Source organism: Corynebacterium sp. CCUG 51687, from assembly GCF_024453995.1.
GTDB lineage: Bacteria > Actinomycetota > Actinomycetes > Mycobacteriales > Mycobacteriaceae > Corynebacterium > Corynebacterium pseudogenitalium.
Genome location: NZ_JAGPYT010000014.1, coordinates 1 through 21020 on the forward strand (window position 1 = coordinate 1; position 21020 = coordinate 21020).

The 21020-nt window shown below is 61.8% G+C and carries 18 protein-coding genes and 1 pseudogene; 10 read left to right on the forward strand and 9 right to left on the reverse strand.

The window, feature by feature from the left end; translation table 11 throughout:
• The 3 genes from KBX13_RS10415 to KBX13_RS10425 form a co-directional block, all read right to left on the reverse strand.
• The coding region (locus KBX13_RS10415) for a hypothetical protein (protein WP_256022085.1) at window positions 1-968 on the reverse strand (968 nt) is incomplete at its 3' end.
• A 476-nt stretch (window positions 969-1444) separates the two neighbouring features.
• Entirely contained in the window at window positions 1445-2758 is a 1314-nt protein-coding gene (locus tag KBX13_RS10420; RefSeq protein ID WP_256022086.1) for an FAD-dependent monooxygenase, read from the reverse strand.
• Between the two features lie 11 nt (window positions 2759-2769).
• Window positions 2770-4056 (reverse strand): aromatic acid/H+ symport family MFS transporter, encoded by a 1287-nt coding sequence (locus KBX13_RS10425; protein ID WP_256022088.1) that lies wholly within the window; start codon window positions 4054-4056, stop codon window positions 2770-2772.
• 65 nt (window positions 4057-4121) lie between these two features.
• On the opposite strand from KBX13_RS10425, the gene KBX13_RS10430 reads away from it, so the two are divergent.
• The 4 genes from KBX13_RS10430 to KBX13_RS10445 all read left to right on the forward strand — a co-directional run bounded on the left by KBX13_RS10430 (window position 4122) and on the right by KBX13_RS10445 (window position 7645).
• Window positions 4122-4904, forward strand: a complete 783-nt coding sequence (locus tag KBX13_RS10430) for an IclR family transcriptional regulator (protein ID WP_256022089.1) — start codon at window positions 4122-4124, stop codon at window positions 4902-4904.
• A 111-nt stretch (window positions 4905-5015) separates the two neighbouring features.
• Window positions 5016-6110 (forward strand): cupin domain-containing protein, encoded by a 1095-nt coding sequence (locus KBX13_RS10435; RefSeq protein ID WP_256022091.1) that lies wholly within the window; start codon window positions 5016-5018, stop codon window positions 6108-6110.
• A 6-nt stretch (window positions 6111-6116) separates the two neighbouring features.
• Window positions 6117-6938 (forward strand): fumarylacetoacetate hydrolase family protein, encoded by an 822-nt coding sequence (locus tag KBX13_RS10440; protein WP_256022092.1) that lies wholly within the window; start codon window positions 6117-6119, stop codon window positions 6936-6938.
• Window positions 6938-7645 (forward strand): maleylpyruvate isomerase family mycothiol-dependent enzyme, encoded by a 708-nt coding sequence (locus tag KBX13_RS10445; protein WP_256022094.1) that lies wholly within the window; start codon window positions 6938-6940, stop codon window positions 7643-7645. The genes KBX13_RS10440 and KBX13_RS10445 overlap by 1 nt, the downstream gene beginning before the upstream one ends.
• A 551-nt stretch (window positions 7646-8196) precedes the next feature.
• Here the strand turns inward: KBX13_RS10445 and KBX13_RS10450 are convergent.
• Entirely contained in the window at window positions 8197-8619 is a 423-nt protein-coding gene (locus tag KBX13_RS10450) for an SRPBCC domain-containing protein (RefSeq protein ID WP_255366105.1), read from the reverse strand.
• Window positions 8611-9852: pseudogene (locus KBX13_RS10455) on the reverse strand (glutaminase); the annotation flags it as partial. The pseudogene KBX13_RS10455 and the gene KBX13_RS10450, both read right to left, overlap by 9 nt.
• 44 nt (window positions 9853-9896) lie before the next feature.
• Here KBX13_RS10455 and KBX13_RS10460 point away from each other — a divergent pair.
• The 4 genes from KBX13_RS10460 (at window position 9897) to KBX13_RS10475 (ending at window position 13457) form a co-directional block, all read left to right on the forward strand.
• Window positions 9897-11354, forward strand: coding sequence for an ATP-binding protein (locus KBX13_RS10460; protein ID WP_256022095.1), 1458 nt, complete (start codon window positions 9897-9899; stop codon window positions 11352-11354).
• 219 nt (window positions 11355-11573) lie between these two features.
• Window positions 11574-11786 (forward strand): helix-turn-helix transcriptional regulator, encoded by a 213-nt coding sequence (locus tag KBX13_RS10465; protein WP_070975500.1) that lies wholly within the window; start codon window positions 11574-11576, stop codon window positions 11784-11786.
• 4 nt (window positions 11787-11790) lie between these two features.
• The gene (locus KBX13_RS10470; protein WP_256022097.1) at window positions 11791-12273 is read left to right on the forward strand and encodes a hypothetical protein; all 483 of its coding nucleotides are present in this window, start codon (window positions 11791-11793) and stop codon (window positions 12271-12273) included.
• A gap of 23 nt (window positions 12274-12296) precedes the next feature.
• Window positions 12297-13457: a globin domain-containing protein gene (locus tag KBX13_RS10475; protein WP_256022098.1), complete on the forward strand. Its 1161-nt coding sequence runs from the start codon at window positions 12297-12299 to the stop codon at window positions 13455-13457.
• Here the strand turns inward: KBX13_RS10475 and KBX13_RS10480 are convergent.
• The gene (locus tag KBX13_RS10480) at window positions 13429-14142 is read right to left on the reverse strand and encodes a metalloregulator ArsR/SmtB family transcription factor (RefSeq protein ID WP_256022100.1); all 714 of its coding nucleotides are present in this window, start codon (window positions 14140-14142) and stop codon (window positions 13429-13431) included. The genes KBX13_RS10475 and KBX13_RS10480 overlap by 29 nt on opposite strands.
• A complete protein-coding gene (locus tag KBX13_RS10485; protein WP_083290936.1) occupies window positions 14124-14780 on the reverse strand; it encodes a metalloregulator ArsR/SmtB family transcription factor in 657 nt (218 codons plus the stop codon). The genes KBX13_RS10480 and KBX13_RS10485 overlap by 19 nt, the downstream gene beginning before the upstream one ends.
• 456 nt (window positions 14781-15236) lie before the next feature.
• Between KBX13_RS10485 and KBX13_RS10490 the strand changes: the two genes are divergently transcribed.
• On the forward strand, window positions 15237-15740 hold the full coding sequence (locus KBX13_RS10490; protein ID WP_256001434.1) for a hypothetical protein: 504 nt from the start codon (window positions 15237-15239) through the stop codon (window positions 15738-15740).
• Between the two features lie 1156 nt (window positions 15741-16896).
• On the forward strand, window positions 16897-18210 hold the full coding sequence (locus KBX13_RS10495; protein WP_256022101.1) for a multicopper oxidase domain-containing protein: 1314 nt from the start codon (window positions 16897-16899) through the stop codon (window positions 18208-18210).
• A gap of 24 nt (window positions 18211-18234) precedes the next feature.
• Here the strand turns inward: KBX13_RS10495 and KBX13_RS10500 are convergent, their stop codons facing one another.
• Window positions 18235-19545 carry a copper oxidase gene (locus tag KBX13_RS10500; protein WP_256022103.1) on the reverse strand — a complete coding sequence of 437 codons (1311 nt, stop codon included), beginning with the start codon at window positions 19543-19545 and terminating at the stop codon, window positions 18235-18237.
• Window positions 19546-21012, reverse strand: a complete 1467-nt coding sequence (locus tag KBX13_RS10505; protein WP_256022105.1) for an MFS transporter — start codon at window positions 21010-21012, stop codon at window positions 19546-19548. It lies immediately after the preceding gene.
• Window positions 21013-21020: the final 8 nt, after the last annotated feature.

Consider the following 21020-nt stretch of genomic DNA (forward strand, 5'->3'; position numbering starts at 1 on the left):
ACAACTACTTCAGCAAAGCTGTCCACGGTAACCGTCGTCCCAGCAACCTCGTCCAAGGTGTCCGCCCCGCGGACAACCGAAACGACTGAAATCCCTTCGAACGAGCAGTCCGCCGCGCGGAAAACCGAGGCGCTGAAGCTGTCGACCAAGCACTCCGCAGCAACCTCAACACCAGCGACAACGACTACTCCAGCCTCGTCGGAGGTGTCCGCCGCGCGGACAACCGAGGTGCCGGAGCCGTCGACCAAGCAGACCACGGCAGCACCAGCACCAGCGATATCAACTACCCCAACCTCGTCCGAGCAGTCCGCTGCGCGGACAACCGAGGTGCCAGGGCCGTCGGCGAAGCCGTCCGCGGCAACCTCGGTACCTGCGACGAAGCCGAGAGGTTCCGCCCCGCGGACAACTACTTCAGCAAAGCTGTCCACGGTAACCGTCGTCCCAGCAACCTCGTCCAAGGTGTCCGCCCCGCGGACAACGGAAACAGCAAAGCCAAGCACCAAGGCGTCCGCGGCGACCTCAACACCAGCGACAACAACCGCCCCAGCCTCGTCCGAGGTGTCCGCCGCGCGGACAACCGAGGTGCCGGAGCCGTCGACGAAGCAGTCCGTGGCAACTTCAGCACCAGCAACAACGGCTACCCCAGCCTCGCCGGAGGTGTCCGCCGCGCGGACAACCGAGGTGCCGGAGCCGTCGGCGAAGCAGTCCGCAGCGACCTCGGTGCCTGCGACGAAGCCAGGAAGTTCCGCGCCGCGGACAACCGAGCAGGCACCGGAAACCACACAGCAGCAAGAGAACCCAACGCAGCAGGCGGAGGGGTCGTCGACAAGTAGTTGGTTGTGGCTGATCGTTCCGCTGCTGCTAGCGCTTGGATTCGGCGGTGCGGCGTACGCGGATTTGATTCCGGGCGTGCGGCTGCCGAAGCTGTAACGAAGCGCGCACCAGATTCCTTGGTTCCTGCGGGACACGCGACGTTCCCCCAGGTCGGCGGGAGCACGGGAGGGAATTTGGTGCGAAGCAAACTGTTAAAAACTTTGTCGCCTACGAAGCCAGTAACAAAAGACGCACCTAAAAACTCGCGACCGGGAAAACGCCTCTCTCAAAAATGAATGTGCGTCTTTTGGTACTCGCGCGCTCTCACCTTGCCGAAATCCGGATTGTGGTGCACGTCTCTTCAATCGGGCAAGCACAACCCCAGGGAATTCTTTTTGACGCCTACTTCTACGCCCGCAAGATCTCCGAAACATTACAGACGCCGAGAAAGGACGGCTGCGGACGATTGTGCAGGATAGCGACTTGTTTTGATCTTTTTCTAACTCTTTAACAGTAGATGGTGAACCACTTTCCATTACGAAATACAGCGACCTGGGGATTTGTTCTCTCAGGCCGCCGAACGGAAAACGGGATTGCCATGTGTGCCTCTACGCGCGCGCTGCCTTATCCCTTACGCACGTTGCGTCAGCGTGTACGTCCACTCGCGTAGTTCCTGCGGCAGCTCGCCGAGGGATGGGTTCTTGATGTAGGCGCGGTCGACTGGGTCGTAGTGCCACAGCCAGTCTGCGTAGCGGTACCAGTTTCCTTCTGCCTGGTTGAACAGGTAATTGCGCAAAAGGCGGGCAGTGCCTGGGAGGTGCCAGAGTTCGCCCCAGAAGCGGCCGGTGGTTTGGATGCGTGCGGCGCGCGGGACGCGTTCGGCTTCGACTTCCTTGAGTACAGCGTCCCAGTCGGGTGTGCCGCCGTTGAGGTTGGCGGAGTCAGAGGCGAAGGTAGCCAGGGCTTCGGCGTCTTCCATGGCCATGACGGCGCCGGATGCAAGGTACTGCAGGGGTGGGTGGGCGGCGTCGCCGAGGAGGATCATGCGCCCGTCGACCCATTCGCGGAGTGGCTCGCGGTCGGACATTTGCCACCACTGGTCCTTCCAGAGTTTTTGTGTGCGCTCCTTAATGTATGGGATGCAATGGTTGTAGGCGGTGGCGAGCTCGTCGTTGTTGCCCCAGTCGTCGGGGATGTTGCCGGCGTCGCGGCCGTCGAGGTAGCGGTCGGATTGAAAGACGCCGACTTGGTTGAGCATGTCGCCGCCGCGGAGTTTGTACTGGATGAAGTGGCAGTGTGGTCCGATGTAGCCGATGACGCCGTTGATGTTGGCGGCTTCGGGGTCTTCGGAGATTGGGGTGGTGCCGCGGTATGCCACATAGGCGGAGGGGACTGGTTCGTCTTGGACGAGGCGGGGGCGCATGACGGAGTGGATGCCGTCGAATGCGAGGAGGACATCGGCGTGGACGGTGTGGTCTTGGTTATTGTCGCGGTGGTGGAGGTGGACGTCGATGCCATTTTCGACGGTGTCGCATCCGGTGACGACGACGCCGTTGACGAGTTCGGCTCCGGCGTCGCGGGCGGCGTCGAGAAGTAGGGCGAGCAGGTCGGAGCGGTGGACGACCATGTAGCGTCCGCCGAAGTGATGCTCGAAGTCTTCGCCGAAGTTCATGGTGAGGATGGGGCCACCGTTGATGGCGTCCTTGAACTGCATGTACTCAGGAAGGTAGCCCTTTTCGACGAGCGCTTCCAACACGCCCCAACGCTTGAGCATTCGCCAGCCGTGTGGGCCAATTTGGAGCCCGGCGCCGACTTCTTTGAACTCGCGTGCGCGTTCGTAGAGGGTAACGTCCGCTCCGCGGAGCGCTAGGGCGAGTGCGCCTGCTGCACCTCCGATACCACCACCAGAGATGATTACCTTCTGACCTGAAAGTTCTTGCGACATGGGTGTTTCCTTTACTTCTGAATGCGAGTGAGTACGAACAGGGATGCTGCGCTGAGCAGTGCCGCACCGCCGAACATGATGTAGTTAGATCCGACGCCGAGTCCCATGGACAGCAGCAAACCTGCGGCCTGTGGTGCGAGTACGGCGCCGAGGCGGCCGACGCCGAGCGCCCAGCCGAGTGCGGTGCCGCGCAGGTTGTGCGGGTAGAAGTTAGCGATGGCTGCGATGATGAGGATCTGCGTGCCGTGCGTGCCTACGCCGGCCGCGATGAGGATGAGGTAGACCATCCAGACCGGTGGGTGGACGAGGAGGAGCAGCAGGGCGACGCCTGCGACGCCTGCAGCGACGATGCCTGTCGGCAAAGTGCCGAAGCGGTCGCCGGCCCACGCGGTCGTGACTGATCCGAGGACTGCGCCGAGGTTGAGCGCGAGGGTGAACATGAGTGCCGCGCCGAGGTTGTAGCCTGCGGTTTCCATGAGGCGTGGCAGCCAGGTGCCCAGACCGTACCAGGCGAGCAGGGTCACGAACGTGGCGATAGCGAACCAGATCGAGATCGCGCGGTACTTGCCCACGAGCAGCTCTTTGAAGCCTGCTGGGTCGTCGTGTCCTTCGCGGGCTTCGTAATCGGCTTCGATGACCTTCGAGGATGGGATGACTTTCAGCGCGATTGGAAGGCCGATGACCAGCGGCACGACCGCGATGAGGAACATGACGCGCCAGCCTTCTTCGTGCGCTGGCACAATCCACTTTGCAAGGATGGCTGCAATCGAGCCGCCGATCGGCACGCCGGACATCATGACTGTCGACCACGCTGCGATTTTGTTGCGCGGCACGAGGTCCGAGGTCATGGCATTCACGGATGGGACGAGGCCGCCAAGTCCGATGCCTGCGATCAGGCGGAATACGCCGAACATCCATGGGTTGGGTGCGAATGCACACAACAGGGTGAAGATGGAAAGGATGAGGACTGACCCGATGACGGCGAGCTTGCGGCCAAGCGAATCGGACAAACGCCCAACGAGAACGGCGCCGATGACCATGCCGAGGAATGCGGTGGAGCCGATGGCGCCGAGTTGAGCGTTATCCAAACCCCACTCGTGGGAGAGTGCGGTTTGGACGGTGCCGTAGACGATGAGGTCGTAGCCGTCGAAAACTACGAAGAACCAGCCGATGAGGACGGCTGCCAGACGACGGCCGGAGATGCCGAGTACCTTGAAGCGTCCGTCGTCGCCTCTCTTGATCGGAGGGTAGGGGGCCTGCTCGATGAGCGGCTCGCTGTGATGTGTAGGGGAAGTCATGTCCACATGCTCCAAGTGACGTGCGCTACAATCAACGAGATTCCAGATAGCGGAAGGAGCTCATTATGGACGCAGAGCGCAGGCCGAAGGAATATCTTGCCTCCGTCGATGTCACGTTGAGGGCATTGCTGTACCTCCGTCGAACCCATTCGGCCACAGTCACCAAGCTTTCGGAGGAGCTCGAAGTTGGGGTGTCGACGGCCCACCGTACGCTCCAGATGCTAAAGTACCGCGGCTTTGTCGTACAGGCTGAAAACCGCCATTACCTACCGGGGCCTGCAATGTTGCAGTCGCAGACGAATGTTGGGGCGGGGCAGTCGTTGGTCAACGCGTGTCGTCCGTATATGCAGCAGATTGTCGCCACGACTGGGGAGACGTGCCATCTGATGGTGCAGCAGGGTACTCACAGCTCGTTTCTGTTCACCGTGGAAGGACCTAAACCGGTGCGCGTGGGGGATCGGCGAGGGCAGATTATTCCGGCGGAACAGAACTCTGGTGGCCTCGCGATGCTGGCGGAGCTATCGGCGAAAGAGCTACGCCAGCTCTATCCCCAGATGGGGGAGCGTGACGTCCTGTTGTTGCGGAGAAAGCTGCACAAGATTCGCACCCAGGGCTTTGCAGTGAATCCCGGTATGTACGAGACCGATGTGTCGGCTGTTGGCATGGCGCTATTGAACGACGTTGGGGATACGCTCGGCGCGCTCAGCGTGGCGGTGCCGACAGGCCGCTTCGCAGAAGTGCGCGATCAGTGCATTCGGAGCCTGCTCATGCAGGGCCGGGAGCTGAACCGCACATTAGAACGGTCAAACATGCCCCAAGTGTCTGACTTGGGGGTGGATTGGAACTGACGGTTACCCCCTCTGACAGTCTGTAGTTCCGCTATCTGGAAATACATTGTGGCGTGGCTCATTGACCCATACGTTGAGTGTCACACATCATCACAGAACGGAGGTGTTCACATGGGTACTCCACATCAACCACCACCAGCAACGCCCGAAGAAGAGGCCGAGCTGCAGTCCATGTACGAACGCATGGAAGACACGCACATGAAGCCACTTTGGACTCAAATTGGTGGCCTCATGCCCGATACTCCGGAGCCGAGCGCTGTTGCCCATCACTGGGATTGGGAAGAGCTGTTCCGTCTGGCGCAGCGCTCCGGCGAGCTCGTCCCGGTCGGACGCGGGGGTGAGCGTCGTGCAATCGGGCTTGCCAACCCGGGCCTCGGCGGCAACACGTACATCTCGCCGACGCTGTGGTGCGCAATCCAGTACCTCGCGCCGGGCGAAAACGCGCCGGAGCACCGGCATTCCCAGAACGCGTTCCGTTTCGTTGTAGAAGGCGAAGGCGTATGGACTGTCGTGAACGGCGACCCGGTCCCGATGCGTCGCGGCGACTTCCTGCTCACCCCGGGTTGGAATTTCCACGGACACCATAACGTCGCTACCAAGCCGATGGCCTGGATCGACGGCCTGGACATCCCATTCCAGCACCAGATGGATACCGGGTTCTTTGAACTCGGTAGTGAACAAATGACCGACGAGTCGACGCCTGACAAGTCGCGCTCTGAACGACTGTGGGCGCACCCGGGCCTGCGCCCTCTCGCGTTCCCCGGCGCCAAGAGCAGCTCACCTATTGGCCGTTACGCCTGGGAGCACACCGACGCAGCGCTCAACGACCAGCTTGCGCTTGAGGACGCCGGCCACGTCGGCGTCGTAAGTCCCGGTCACGCAGCGATCCGCTACACGAACCCAACGACTGGCGGCGATGTCATGACGACGATCCGCGCGGAGTTCCACCGCCTGCGTCCGAATGCCTCCAGTATTCCGGTACAGGAAGTTGGCAACCGCGTCTTCCAGGTATTCGAAGGCTCTGCCACCATCAAGGTTGGCGACGAGGTCTTTGAAGCACGCCATGGCGATATCGTGAACGTCCCGTCGTGGAAGCTGTGGTCTATCGAAGCCGGTAGTGATGGGGTAGACCTGTTCTGCTTCTCGGATCACCCAATCTTCGAAGCCCTGCACCTTGCACGTACGTACTCCCCGAAAGGAAACTAAATTACAATGCGACTGATTACGCTCCGCACCAACGAAGGAACCACCGCCGCACGCCTGACCAGCAACAATACGGCAGTGAAGCTGAACTACAAAGACCTTTCTGAACTGCTGCAGCAGGACAACTGGGAAGAGCTCGCTGCGGCCGAAGGTGAAGAGGTCACGTTCGAGAACAAAGATCTCGACGCCGTCGTCCCACGCCCGCGCAAGATCGTCTGCGTCGGTTTGAACTACGCCAACCACATCAAGGAAATGGGCCGCGACCTACCGAAGGTTCCAACGCTGTTCGTGAAATTCGCGGACGCCCTGATCGGCCCATACGACGATGTCAACGTCCCAGAGTGGGGCAATAAGGCGCTCGACTGGGAAGGCGAATTGGCGGTAGTGCTTGGCAAGCGTGCCCGCCGCGTGAAGAAGGAAGACGCCGCAGAGTACATCGCTGGCTACGCGGTGATGAACGACTACACTCAGCGCGACTATCAGTACGCCACCTTGCAGTGGCACCAGGGTAAGTCCCTGGAGAAGTCCGCCGGCTTTGGCCCGTGGCTGACCACCCGCGACGATTTCACCTTCGGCGGCGAGCTGGCAACGTACCTCAACGACGAAAAAGTCCAGTCCACCCCAACTGATGACTTGGTCTTCAACCCAGAGGCCCTCATCGAGTACATTTCGCACATCTACCCGCTCGACGCCGGCGATGTCATCATCACCGGCACTCCAGGTGGCGTCGGCCATGCCCGCGACCCGAAGCGTTACATCGGCGACGGCGACACGGTCACCGTCGAGATCGAAGGCCTGGGTCGCATCGCGAACCGGACGGTGTTCGAGTAATGAGCTTCCACGACCTGTCCCTGGAAGAGCGCCTGACGCTCACCCGACGCGGCACCGCCCACTACAGCGGGCAGGTCGCGTTGCTCAACAACGAAGACTTTTCGACGCCATCATTACTCGAAGGCTGGACTCGTTCCCACATCGTCGCCCACGTCGCGTACAACGCGGCTGCACTGTGCAACCTCATGCACTGGGCGGAGACTGGCGAAGAGACCCCCATGTACGAGTCCCCACAAGCACGTGGCGAAGAAATTGAGCACGGCGCAACACTGCTTCCCGACGCACTTCGCAACCTCCACGATCACACCGTGGCCCGCCTGGACGCTGCCTGGCGCGACGCCACCGAGGCAGCCTGGTCCGCCGAAGTGAAAACCGCGCAGGGCCGCACCGTGCCCGCGTCCGAAACGCTATGGATGCGCACGCGCGAGGTCTGGATCCACGCCGTTGACCTCGATGTGCGCGCGACATTCAGCGATATCCCTGAGGTCATCCTGTCCACCCTGCTTGAGGAAATACCAGGAAAATGGCGCGCCGGTGGCCTTGGTGAGGACCTGGTCCTCATCGCGACCGACACCGGCCAACGCGTTGCCGTGACCGAGACCGCGACCACTGAAGTCCGTGGCACGCTCGCCGGGCTTGTTCGGTGGGCTGCCGGTCGCGGCACGTCAGGCGTCGACACCGACGTTGAAGCGCCCCGCTGGCTCTAGCAGCCAAAGCACAGAGCACCATCGCTTGCACCGTGGAGATCTGGTGAAGACGATAGTGCTTTCTTTGCTTCTAACGCGTAGCAATATCAGGATTCAACTTTGATGGGGCAGCTCTTGAGCAGATCAGACGCTCTGTTACACGAGGTTAAAAAAAGACCGTGGATGTCTTGGTCCACAAAGTTTTAAAGCTCAAAAATGTCATACAGCGTTCCCCGGGATATGAGCGATTGCGCTCTCAGCCAGACCGATCGAGCATCGTCTCGTGGCGCTCGCCGTCACGTTTAAAGTGTTCTACCGTAACTTCCGAAAAGGCCCCAACATTTTTCACGAAGGGCCAGCGGGCGCACCAAATTCCTTGGTTCTGGAAGACCGGTTCGGAAAATCCCAGGTCGGCGGGAGCGCGGGAGGGAATTTGGTGTCACCCCAGCCGGAGCGAGTGACAAAGGACGCAACCACATTCTGTCTAGCCATTCAAAATGCCTGGCAGCAAATGTGCTAGATGTTTTGGGTTGCGTCCTTTGTCACTGGAGCATTCAGAAAGGCAAGAAAAACTACTCCGATTTGCTCTCGCGCTTGATCAGCGGCTCCAACTTGTCGCGGAGACGCGCCTTCCAGTCGGCGGCGGCCTCCTCGTAGCCTTCCTCGTGCGGGTGCATGCCGCGGTGGGTGAATTTGACGCGGGTGTCGCCGTCGGGGGCGTCTTCAAGCTCGAAGATGATGTCGGTGTCGTCCCACTCGGGGTCCTCGAGCAGGTTGCCGGTGGGCTCGACGCGCCAGACGAGGCGGTCGCCCTGCTCGGCTTCGGAGACGTAGAGCTCGGCGAATTGGTCGTCGTTTTGGAAGTGGAACTCGCCGCCGGCGGTGTCGGCGGAGCCCTCGATGGTTTCGTCCCACCACTCCTGTGGCCTGGTGATGGCGCGGAAGACTTCGGTGCGGCTCGCCGGGACCTCGAAGGAGGTGGAGAAGTCCTTCACGGCGCGGAATTTGGTGCCGTCGGAGAACTCATAGTCGGGCATGGCGCCGTCGGGGTCGTAGATGGAGACGTCGAAACCTTGGTCGCGGATCTGCTTGATGCCTTCTTTAATCAGCAGGCGCCCGGCCTTGTTGAAGGAGGTGACGTGGGAGACGTCGAGCACCAGGCGGTTGCCGGCGAGGCGGTATTCGCCGAGGTCGTGGAGGATTTTCTCGGCGGCGGTGAAGTTGATCATGCCCTGGAGCTCAACGACAGTCTTTGCTTCTCGACGATCCACCGTCCGGATTCCCGGCGCCGCGTAGTAGTCGGCGCTCATCAGGTTGAGGCCGAGGGATTCGGAAAGCTCGCGGAAGATCTTCACGCCGCGGACCGAGTTGCCCTGCTTGTCCAGGCGCGGGCTCAGCGAGGCGATGCCGAGCTGCCCCGGCATCGTGCCGATGAGGCCACCGGCCACGCCCGACTTGGCGGGGATGCCCACGTTGACCATCCAGCGGCCGGAGCCGTCGTACATGCCGGCGGACGTCATCACGGCTTGCGTCACCCGGCTAGCCGCAGCGGACATGATGCGCTCGCCGGTGATCGGCTGGACGCCGCCGTTGGCCAAGGTGGCGGCCATCACGGCGAGGTCGCGGACGGTGACCAGGATGGAGCACTGCTGTGTATACGAGTTCACGGCGTCGTGGGCCTGGTCTTGGACCATGCCGAACTCCCGAAGCAGGTGCGCGATGGACAGGTTGCGGTGCGCGGTGGCCAGTTCGTCGTCGAGGATGTTTTGGTCGATGCGCAGCTCGCGGCCCGCAAGGCGGGAAAAGAACGACCGAATCTTCTCGACGCGGTCTTCGACACTCGAATCCGGCCCGTTGATGAGCTGGTTCACGGCGATGGCGCCCGCATTGATCATGGGGTTTGAAGGCCGGTTGGTGGCGTCGTCAAGTGAGATGGCGTTGAAGGCCTCCCCCGAGGGCTCAACCCCCACAACCTTGTGCACCTCCTGCGCGCCGAGTTCCTCGAGCGCGAGGGCGTACACGAACGGCTTCGAGATCGACTGGATGGAAAACTCGTAGCTGTCGTCACCGACGGAGTACAGGTGGCCGGACGTGGTGCACACGGCGAGGCCGAGCTTGTCCGGGTCGGCGGTGCGCAGCGACTCGATGTAGTCGGCGAGCTCGCCGGCGTCGTCGTCGCGGACGAGGTCGAGGATCTTATCGAGGTACGCAGGCACTGGAGTTGGCATGCCGCCAGCTTACTTCCCACATAACATCCCACATAACATCCCACATGTGGGATGTTGAGTGGTATGTTGAGTTTATGCAGGCAGAAGAGTTATCGAAGATCGTCGCAGATCTGCGGTTGGTCGGTGAGACACCGCGAGTTGAGGTGAAATCGAACGTCGGGAAGAGCATCCTGGAGACGCTCTCCGCGTTTGCGAATACGCGGGGTGGGGTGATTCTCATCGGATTGAGCGAGGACGCATCCTTCGCCCCGCTCGATAGGTTCGATGCGCAGCGCGCCCAGGATGCGGTCGCGTCGCGCTGTGACCAGCTCTCACCAGTGCTTCGACCACTTGTCACGCCGGTGCCGTTCGAAGGGTCCGTGATTGTAGTCGTCGAGGTGCCCACCCTTCCCCCGCGCGAGCAGCCCTGCTACGTCAAGGAACGAGGGATGTACAAGGGCAGCTTTACTCGTACCGGGGAAGGCGAGCGGCGCCTCGAGCCCTACGAAATTGACCGCCTGCTCGAGGAACGCACCCAACCCACGTGGGATGAGGAGCCAGTGACAGACGCCTCCCCGGACGACCTGGATACCGACCTGCTCACCCCCTACCTCTCCCATCAGAAATCACTGCGGCCGCGCACCTTCAAGCAGGGTGATGTAACAGCAATGCAGCGCCTACGCATCCTCGATGGCGAACACCCCACACTCGCTGCACTTCTCACTATGGGTGAGTACCCGCAGCAGTTCTTCCCGCGTCTGACCATTACGTTTACTCTCTTGCCAGGCACTGAGATCGGGGAGGTCGCGGAAGGAATTCGGTTCCTGGACAACGCGACGCTCACCGGCACGATTCCCGAAATGGTCGAAGCGGGCGTCGAACTTGTGAAGAAGAACATGCGCACCGCGAGCGTCATCGGCGATGTGTACAGGAAAGACATGCCGGACTACCCGGTGGAGGCAGTACGCGAGGCGCTGGTCAATGCCGTCATGCACCGCGATTACTCCCCTGCCGCGCGTGGGGGCCAGGTACAAATCATGATGTTTGCCGACCGTCTGGAGATCACGAATCCTGGGGGCCTCTACGGCGGAGTCACCACGGAAAACCTTGGCGACGCCGGGGTCAGCAACTCACGCAACCAGCGGCTTTCTACGTTCCTGGAGGAACTGCGCTTCGACGACGGCGGGCCCGTCGCGGAAAACCGTGGCTCTGGAATCGCCGTGATCGAACAAGCGCTTGCCAAAGCGCTCATGCCCCCACCGACGTATGCAAACTCGCTCACGCACTTCACGATCACCTTTCACAAACGCAGAATCATCGCAGCAGAGCGGCACGGGACGGCCATCGACCAAGTGAAAGATCTCCTTGCCACGAAGGAGTCCTGGTCCACGACCGAGCTCGTAACGGAGACGCAGCTGAGCCGAACCGCAGTCCAAAATGCGCTGAATCGCCTGGTAGATGCCGGTGAGGCGGAGCGAACAGAGCCGCATAAGAGCCCCCGCCAGCGCTACCGCGCAACATAACATCCCACATAACATCCCACATGTGGGATGTTATGTGGGATGGCGGACGAGGTCAAGGATCTTATCGAGGTACGCAGGCACTGGCGTAGGCATGCACGACAGTCTAGAGCTTTGCGCATATCGACGCCTACTCTTACCTTTTTGTCCACTTTCCTTTACATAGTGGCGTGTTTAGTTTATTGTTTGTCGTAGGCGCTTACAAAGCAGAAAGGAGCGCTGATGCCCGACGCACACGAAAACATGGTCCGCAAATGGCGGCGGTGGCAAGAGCTCTCCCAGGCCGAGCTCGCCGCACAGGTGGGAGTGTCCCGCCAGACCATCGCCAACATCGAAAAAGGTAACTACTCCCCCTCCGTCCACCTCGCACTCGACATCGCACACACCCTCGGCAAGACCGTTGAAGCCCTCTTCGGCGACGAACAGGAAGGATAACCCCATGTTGAAGCAGTACGGCGACAAGAAGATCGCCCTGGCAAACCAGGGCACCGACGACGAATACCAGCAGCAGATCCTCCACCAGTCCAGCACCGTGACCTCGGAGACGCTGATGTACACCACCACGTTCATCATGGCGATCCTCGCCTGGGTCCTGCCAAGTGGTGTGGCCATCTACTCACTGCTCGCGCTGTTGCCCGGCACGCTCGCACAAACCGCCGGCGCGCTGTGGATGCAGAACTACGCCCCGCGGCCCCGCCCGCCCAAGATTTTCACGCTGTCCACCCTGCCCATCTGGATCTTCCTCGCGATCGCCTTAGCCGGAATCGCTTTTAACGACTTCGACAGTGACCCGAGCGGCAGTATCGGCATGGTCATCGGCGTGATCGTCGGCGGTGGCGCTGCTGCGATCTTCGCCCCGCGCTGGCAGCGCTCGCGGCGCCGCAGCGACGAAGAGCGATTGGACCAAAATCTCGAGGATTAATAAACACGAGTATATTCGTGTTTATGTTCATTGACGAGAAACCGAACCCGAAACAGGCCTACCTGAGCGACGAGCACGCCGAGATCATCAAGGCGACGCTCCCGCCGGTAGGCGCGAACATCCAGACGATCACGAAGACCTTCTACAACAAGATGTTCACCGCCCACCCCGAGCTCATCGCCGACACGTTCAACCGCGGCAACCAGAAGCAGGGCGCGCAGCAGAAGGCGCTGGCGGCGTCGGTGGCGACGTTCGCCACGCAGCTGGTGGACCCCGAGGCACCGGACCCAGTGATGATGCTGGACCGCATCGCGCACAAGCATGTCTCGCTGGGCATCACGGCGGACCAGTACCAGATCGTGCACGACAACCTGATGGCCGCCATCGTCGAGGTGCTTGGCGATGCCGTCACCCCAGAAGTCGCCGAGGCCTGGGACAAGGTGTACTGGCTGATGGCCGACGTCCTCATCAAGCACGAGGGCAAGCTCTACGAATCAGATGGCGTGGAGGCAGGCGACGTGTTCCGCACCGCCACCGTCACGGAGAAAACCCAGCTCAGCGACACCGTCTACGCCTACACCCTGGAGGGCGACTTCACTGCGCCGCGCCCGGGCCAGTACACGTCGGTCGGCGTGAAGCTGCCGGATGGGGCGCGCCAGCTGCGCCAGTACTCCATCATCGAAGGCGACGCCTCCCACTACCGAATCGCCGTGGAGACCGAGGGCGAAGTATCCACGTTCCTGCGCGACCACGTCAACGTCGGCGACACCGTCGACGCCACACTCGCCGCCGGTGACCTGGTGCTGCAGCCTGGCACGAACCCGGTGGTGCTGATCTCCTCCGGCATCGGGTCCACGCCAATGACCGGCATTTTGGGGCACCTCGCTGCAGAAGGCTCGCCACGCAAGGTCACCGTCGCGCATGTCGACGAATCGCAGCAGTCGTGGGCGCAGGCGGATGAGATGCGGATGCTCGTCGACAAGCTTGACGACGCCTCCCTGCACCCCTACTTCCGTGCCGAGGGCCAGCGCCTCAACGTCGCTGACCTGGACGTTTCCGGCGCGGACGTGTACCTGTGCGGCGGCGAGGGCTTCCTGCAGTCCATCCGCGACGACCTGGCACAGCTCGACCCGGCGAACGTGTACTTCGAGCTGTTTAGTCCGAACGACTGGCTGATCGGTTAACCAGCCGGGCCCCGCACTGCCCCGACGCGTCGAACGGCATGAAGTCGAGGTGGTGGGGGCCGATGGTGGCGTCGATAAACCCCTGGTGCAGTGCGCAAATCGTGGCTGCGGGCGGGGTGCCGTCGGCGGCGACGAACGGGCAGGCCTGCAGGCCGACTTCCACGGAGGCGTCGCCGTCCGCTTCGCGGACGAGCGGGTCGAAGCCCATCTCGCGCAGGGAGCGCAGCACCGCGGCGGCGAGCTCCTCGAAGTCCTCGGGCGGCTCCCCGAAACGGTCCGCGTTGCGCCGCGCCCACGCGCGCCCGAAATCGCGGGCTGCGTCCAGATCGAAGCCGGCGAGCGACTCAATCAGCGACTCGACGAGCGCGACGTACTCGTGCATCACAGCGTGATGCTGCGGGGTGCGCGCATGGTAGACGTGCGAGGGGCGGCCGCGGGTAGTGCGGCTGGCCACGCGCCAGCCCACCAAACCGCGCTCCGCCAGCTCATCGACGTGGCCGCGCACAGTATTGACGTGGATGCCAAGCTCCTTGCTCAGCTCGCTGAGCAAGGCACCCTCCGGGAAGGAATCGAGCGCATCGAGGACCTCACGCTGCTTCGGGCTGAGCTCTGCCGCGCGGCGCATCAGTTCCGCGGTGGGCAGGGGGGCGGCGGCGTCGTCGATAGTCATAGTTCGATCTCGCACTGCGACGGGCGACTATACGGCAGCAGCTTGTGCACGATGCCGCCGCTGAGTTCATCGAGGTAGCCGGCGTGCAGGGCGCAGATGACCGAACTTGGCGCGCTGACGCCCACCGTCGTGAACGGGCAGGCGTTGAGGCCAATGTTGCCGGACTGGTTTGGGTAGGAGGGATCGAAGCCGAGGTCCCGCAAGATCGCGATCAGGGCGTTGAGCTGGGACGCACCGGAGGCATCCGACTGCACCTCGCGCCCGTTGTGAGTCTGGCGCGCCCACTGACGGCCGATCTCGCGCGCCTTCTCTGTATCGCCCTCGGTGAGGCACTCCGCCATCGTCCTGACCAGGCCGATGTACTCGCGAGTCACGGTCGAGTGGTGCGGGGTGCGCGTGTGGAAAATGTTGCTCGGGCGGCCGCGTCCCTCGCTCGGAGCCGTGGTGACCTGCACCAAATCCCGCGCCAACAACTCATCCAAATGCCCGCGGATCGTGTTGGGGTGCATCCCCATCTCCTTGGCAAGGTCGCCGACCTGCGCCCCATGCGGGTGCAAAGCTAAGCGATCAAGCACCTCGCGCTGCTTCACGCTCAACTCGGCGGCGCGGTCCATCAGGTCCGTCGTCGGTTGAGGCGGGGTCGCCGAATTCACGTGTCCTCCTTCGGTCAGAGCTCTTTACCAGCTTAAACCGAAATCGCCGATTTTCCCTATTCCAGGCCGTATTTATTGAAAGAACGTAATGAAGAGGTTATTTCGCACTTTCTCGCCATAACACCTGGCCCAAGTCGTGGTTCCATACATACAGTTTAAGGGCCTCATCGGCGCAATGATCAGGCCTGCTATTCTAACCAACGTAGTCCCTCGGATCTGGGTCACAGACATCGACTTTGTGTTCCCCCGAGGGTTTTTCTATGGCGTTGAGCTTGAGTTAAGCCGCGTGTCGCGATACGGCGCACCAAATTCGACTCCGTACAATCAGCGACCAGGTGTTTTGTCTTTTCTCCTCGCCGAAAACCCGGGTTCTGGTGCACAGCAAACTGCCAGACCCCTCTATCGTCAGCGGGGTCGATGATAAAAGAGTCCGTCTGCACACTTGGGAGGATAGTTATGGAGAAGCTGCTCCTTTATTTCTTTTTGGGTGGCGTATGCCTACCCCTTACCGCATGTGGAAACGCTGTTTATACTGACATTTCTGGAAAAGTTGGGTTTTCACTCAATGAATCTGGTGGCGTAGTCATAGAGGTGGAATCGTGTGGTACTGAACTAGACGGCGTAGATTTGTCTGGCCCAAATATAGATGGCAAGAATCACCGGTACGCGAGCTTCAAAGCCCAGGAACCGGTCGCCGGTCACTTCAAGGTCGATATTTCTGACCCAGGGTCGAATTGGAAAGCTGAGTCACCCGTTGAAGCTCCAGAGGATGCTGATGAGCTTTTGATTGCCAATGCTTCCTCTTCCCATGAAGATGTCCAGCCATACCCAGTTGACGCGAAACTATCAGAAATCCGTGCGCTTCAACCAGGGGAAGTGATTACCGGTTCTTCGGAGAGCACTGTAGACGAATCCTCAAGAAAGGTCATGACGCAAGAGGAATTTTCTCGCTGTGATTGATGCTTCCTCAAAGCTGTCGACCCGAAAGTCAGCTTGGGCTACGCTATGAATCCCGATTGGTTGCCCACGCACCGTATTCACGTGGATTCCTATCTCGTCAGCGAGGTCGCCGAATCCACGTGTCCTCCTTCGGTCAGAGCTCCTCACCAGCTTAAACCGAACTCGCCGATTTTCCCTATTCCAGGCCGTAGTTATTGAAAGAACGTAATGAAGAGGTTATTTCGCACTTTCTCGCCATAACACCTGGTACTTCGCTATTGGCCACCAACCACGTAGCCAGGTCAGTGTCAATCATGCGGGCGAGGGACAAGATTTGCGCGAATGCCTCCTCAACTGTTCTCCTTCTTTTTTCATTTCGATGCGTTTGCCCACGAAGTGGGACACCATTCAGTAACGGTTCATGATGTGCAACACGGTTCCATACATACAGTTCAAGGGCCTTACCGGCGCAATGATGAGGCGTATGCGATATTCTAACCAACGTAGTCCCTCGGATCTGGGTCACAGACATCGACTCTGTGTTCCCCCGAGGGTTTTTCTATGAGCGGTGAGCTGGGGGCCGAAATCGCGGCTTAAGGGATATTTTGTGTGTAACTAACTGCGTCCGGCCCACCCTTTTCTCACTCCTAAGCTGGGGTTCCACTGATGATCAATGCCGGTTTCGAATTCTTTCGGTCCGTCGACCTCTTCCCGTTGACCTCTTCCCGTCGACCTACTCCGGTTTACCAACGCAGGTCAGCACAAAATCGGCAAAATAGCATGAAATGGGCCCAAAATGCCGTGACCTGCATTGGTCGACGCTAGGAGGTCGACCGGAACACCCGCTACCTCGATACGACCAGAATCGTGCACGTCAAGGGCTTTGCTCGTCCCCCTGGCTATATACGACCGCCCAACAGACAGGCGGCTGGTTCTAGTCCCCGAGAGCCCTCGATCTCGCTGGGTCCCTGCGCTACCCGCAGACTCCATACCACACACCAGACGTCATTCGGTGTTGATTTCTCAAAACGGGCAAATGGAACTGTTTTGAAAACCATATCTGGTTGTTGGCCGAGGCCATCCCGGGAAACCAGATGGATTTATACACACAAAATGTCCCTTAAGCCGAAATCGCCGATTTTCCCTATTCCAGGCCGTATTTATTACGATCGGGACCGTGAATAAAAAAGGGCAGACCTCCGACGGGCTGGCGTGGGCCATCATCGCCGTATTCGTGGCGCTCGTGGTCGCGTTCAGCGCGCTGAGCTCGACCGCAGGCAACGATGGCAGCTCGGCTCCACTCGACACCAGCGGCGCCACCACCCTCGACGTCGACATCCACGGCATGGCATTCACGCCGAATCGTATCGACGTTCCCTCCGGTACCCGCCTCATCCTCACCATCACCAACTCCGACGACCAACAGCACGACCTCAAGCTGGGCAGCGAGTACACAGGCCGCATCGATCCCGGCGACACCGTCGTCCACGACTTCGGCGTCTTTACCGAGTCCACGCAGGGCTGGTGCACGATCGCCGGGCACAAGGCGATGGGGATGGTGTTCGACGTCGTGGTCGGGTCGGCGAGCCCGAGCACTTCGCCGAGCGCCGCGCCCAGACCGGTAGTCGCCGCGGATGGGCCTGACGACGGCCTGGTCTACCGCGACCCGGCGCTGCCTCCCGCGCCCGATGCTCCCGAAAGAACAGTGCACGAACACACCTGGCACGTTGCCGAAAGCGAGCGTCAGGTCGCGCCCGGCGTCACCCAACCCGTCTGGACCTTCGACGGAAAAATGCCAGGGCCCGTGCTGCGCGGGCGCGTCGGTGACCTGTTCCGCATCACCATCGTCAACGACGGCACAATGGAGCACTCCATCGACTTCCACGCCGGCGAAGTCAACCCCGATACGAATATGGCCCAGATCGCCCCGGGGGAATCGCTCACGTACGAGTTCGAGGCCCGTCGCTACGGAATCTGGATGTACCACTGCGCGACGATGCCGATGAGCCTCCACATCGCCAACGGCATGTTCGGCGCCGTCGTCATCGACCCACCGGACCTCACACCTGTCGACGCCGAATACGTCCTACTCTCGCACGAGATCTTCCTCGGCGAGGACGGCGCCGACCCCGAGCGAGTCGCCGCCGGGCTCTACGACCTCACCGCGTTCAACGGCTACCCCAACCAATACCAGCAGCGTCCGATCCCGGCCCGGGTCGGCGATACCGTCCGGGTGTGGCTCTTCAACGTTGGCCCCAACAACCCCCTGAGCTTCCACGTGGTCGGCGAAATCTTCGACACCGTGTTCAAGGAAGGCCAGTACCAGATCCGAAACGCCACTGACACCGGTTCACAGGCGCTCGGGCTCCTCGCCGCCCAGGGTGGGTTCGTCGAGATGACCTTCGATGAACCCGGCACCTACACCTTCGTGAACCACCAGATGACCGACGCCGAAAAGGGACAGCGCGGCCAGTTCGTGGTCACGCCCTAGGCGAACGGGCTCAGGCGATCCGGCTCAGGCAATCCCGCCGAAGGCCGCCACAACGGCCGCCACTAGCGCCAGCGCCAGGGCAGACTGGCCGGCGGGGCGCTCCACGTGGGCGCCCGCCACCGGAGCCTCACGCTGCCCCCGCAGCACCTCCACCTGCGCTTTCACCGCCCTGCGCAGCAGCGGCAAGTATGCCACCAGCACGGCGAACACGAGCAGGCTCATCACCACCCGCAACCAAGACTGCTCCGTCACCAGCCACACCGTTAGCGCGAGGTTGTACAGCACGACCCGGAAGTAGGTGCCCCGGGACAGTTCCAGCAGCCCGGCGCGCACCGCCTTCGGGCCGCCGCCCATCGTGGTGGGCAGCAGGTAGCTCATGGTGCCAATCAGCAGTGGCGCCACGAAGCCGAGCAGGAGCGCCAGCGTGGGGATCTCCGGGACCGTCCGCACGAGCCCCACGGCGTACCAGAGCATCGTGCCGATCAGCCAGAACATCGCCACGAAGACGGAAAGTCCCGGGTAGGTGATGCGGTCGCGTGGGTCGCGCAACACGTCGATCACGTTGACCAGGAACCCCTGGAAGAGCCACAGCCACGCGCCGACGTAGACGAACGCACCAACCGCGACCACCTGCGAGATCCCCAGCAGCGCGCCGACGACGGCGCAGACAATCCCGGCCACCGCGCCCCAAATGGCCACGCGGGTGCGGTCCCGCATGCCGTTGATCCGCCACATCGTCGGGAACAGCACGCTCAGGCTCGACATCGCGGCCAGGCCCACAAAGCCCGCGACGTTGGTGAACAGGTGCGCCTGGCGGATCTGCTCCTGCCAGGTGCCGGGCAGGCCCATCGACAGCGACGCACCGAAGCACACCCCGAACAGCAGGCAGGCAGCCGACGCCACGTACCCGACCGCGGCGGGCCGGTGCCGCTTCTCCGGGCCGGCATCACGCACCAGCCGGGCGAGCACCACCGCGTGCCACAGCACCGCACCTGCGACCAGCAACCCGCCGGCCCAGGTGACCAGCCAGTGCTGTTCCCACCAGCTGGCCAGGACCTGGCCCACCAGCACCAACACGACGCCGACGTTCAGGACCCAGGTGCGCCGCAGCTGGGCCGGGCGTGCCTCCTCGGGAAGGCGCTGCTGCAGGAAACGCTCGGTCAGGTTCACGCTCCACAGCACGATCGAGTTCGCCACGATACCGAGCGTGAAAATGTGAATCAGCAACCACGCCGGTTCAGGGAACAGCGTGTGGGTGAGCCCGATCAGGATGAACACCCACATCCAGATGCTCACCGGCTTGGACGCCTTCCGGTGCCAGCTGCGTGCGCTCATTTATGCCGCCACCTTCGCGTCGCCCGACTTCGGGTTATCGCGGAAGCACCACCAGGTCACCGCACCAAAGACCAGGGCCGAACAGGCGATCATCACAAGCACATTGTGGTACGCCCCGGCGTAGGCGGGGGCGGCAAGCGCGTTGGTGGAGGCGTCGTAAATTGCGTCCATGCCGATGGGCTGCAGCTCAGCCGGGAGGTTGCGCACCATCCACATAGGCAGCAACGAGCCAGTCACCGCGACGGTGACCAGGGTGCCGAACTCGTAGGAGACCTCCTCCACCCCGGCGGCCATGCCGGAGCGGTGCAGCGGCGCCGCGCCAATAATCGCGATGGAGGACACGCTCATCACCGAGCCCGCCGAAAAGCCCATCACGGCCAGCGCCGTAATCTCGATGCCGAGGCTGCCCGCGTCCGAACCCCAAATCAGAGCCGCGGCACCCGCGGCGGCGCCCAGGAAACCGCCGCCGATGAGAGGCAGGAAGCCAATCTTGTGCAGGTAGGCGCCACCAAGTGTCGACGCCGGGATCGCGGCCGCCGCCATCGCGATGATGGTGGCGCCGGCGTGGAGGGGGGAGAAGCCGTCGACAAGCTGGAGCTTCTGCGTGGTCATCAGCTCGGCGCCGGCCATGAAGAACATGCCGCCGGCTGCTGCGACGACGCCGCCGGTGAACATGCGGGACTTGAAAATGTCGAAGGTGAGCAGCGGGTCCGCCAGCTTCCCCTGGCGGCGCACGAACAACACCGCGCCGACGACGCACAGCACCACCGCCACCACGAACAGGGACCAGCCGGAGTTTGGGTTCACCAATTCTTTGATAGCCATGGTCAGGCCCGACAGCGCGAACAGTGCGTACACCGAGGAGATAAGGTCCCAGTGCTTCGCCGGGTTCGGCATGTTCTCCGGGGCCAGCCAGAACGTCAGGGCCAGCGCGATGAGCACGATCGGCACGTTAATCAGGAAGACGGAGCCCCACCAGAACGCCTCCAGCAGCGCGCCACCGACCAGCGGGCCCAGCGCCGCACCCACCACGGCCACCGACCCCCAAATGCCGATCGCGGTGTTGCGCTCCCGCTCGTCCGGGAACGTAAGGCGAATCAGCGCGAGCGTCGCCGGCATCATCACCGCGGCACCCATGCCGAGCAGCCCGCGCGCACCCACAAGCAGCCACGCCGACGGCGCAAACGCCGCCGCCAGCGACGCCACCCCGAACACCACCAGCCCAACGATGAACATCAGGCGGTGTCCCAGCTTGTCACCCAGCGTGCCCGTGCCCAGCAGCAGCCCCGCCAGCACCAGCGGGTAGGCGTTAATAATCCACAAGCCCTGGGTCGGGGTGGTGTGCAACTGCTCGTTGAGCTCCGGCAACGCCGTATACAGAATTGAATTGTCCAGCCCGATCATCAGCAGACCGAGCGAAATCACTGCAAAGAAGGTCCAACGTTGACCCGGCGTCGAATCAGTCATAGGGACAA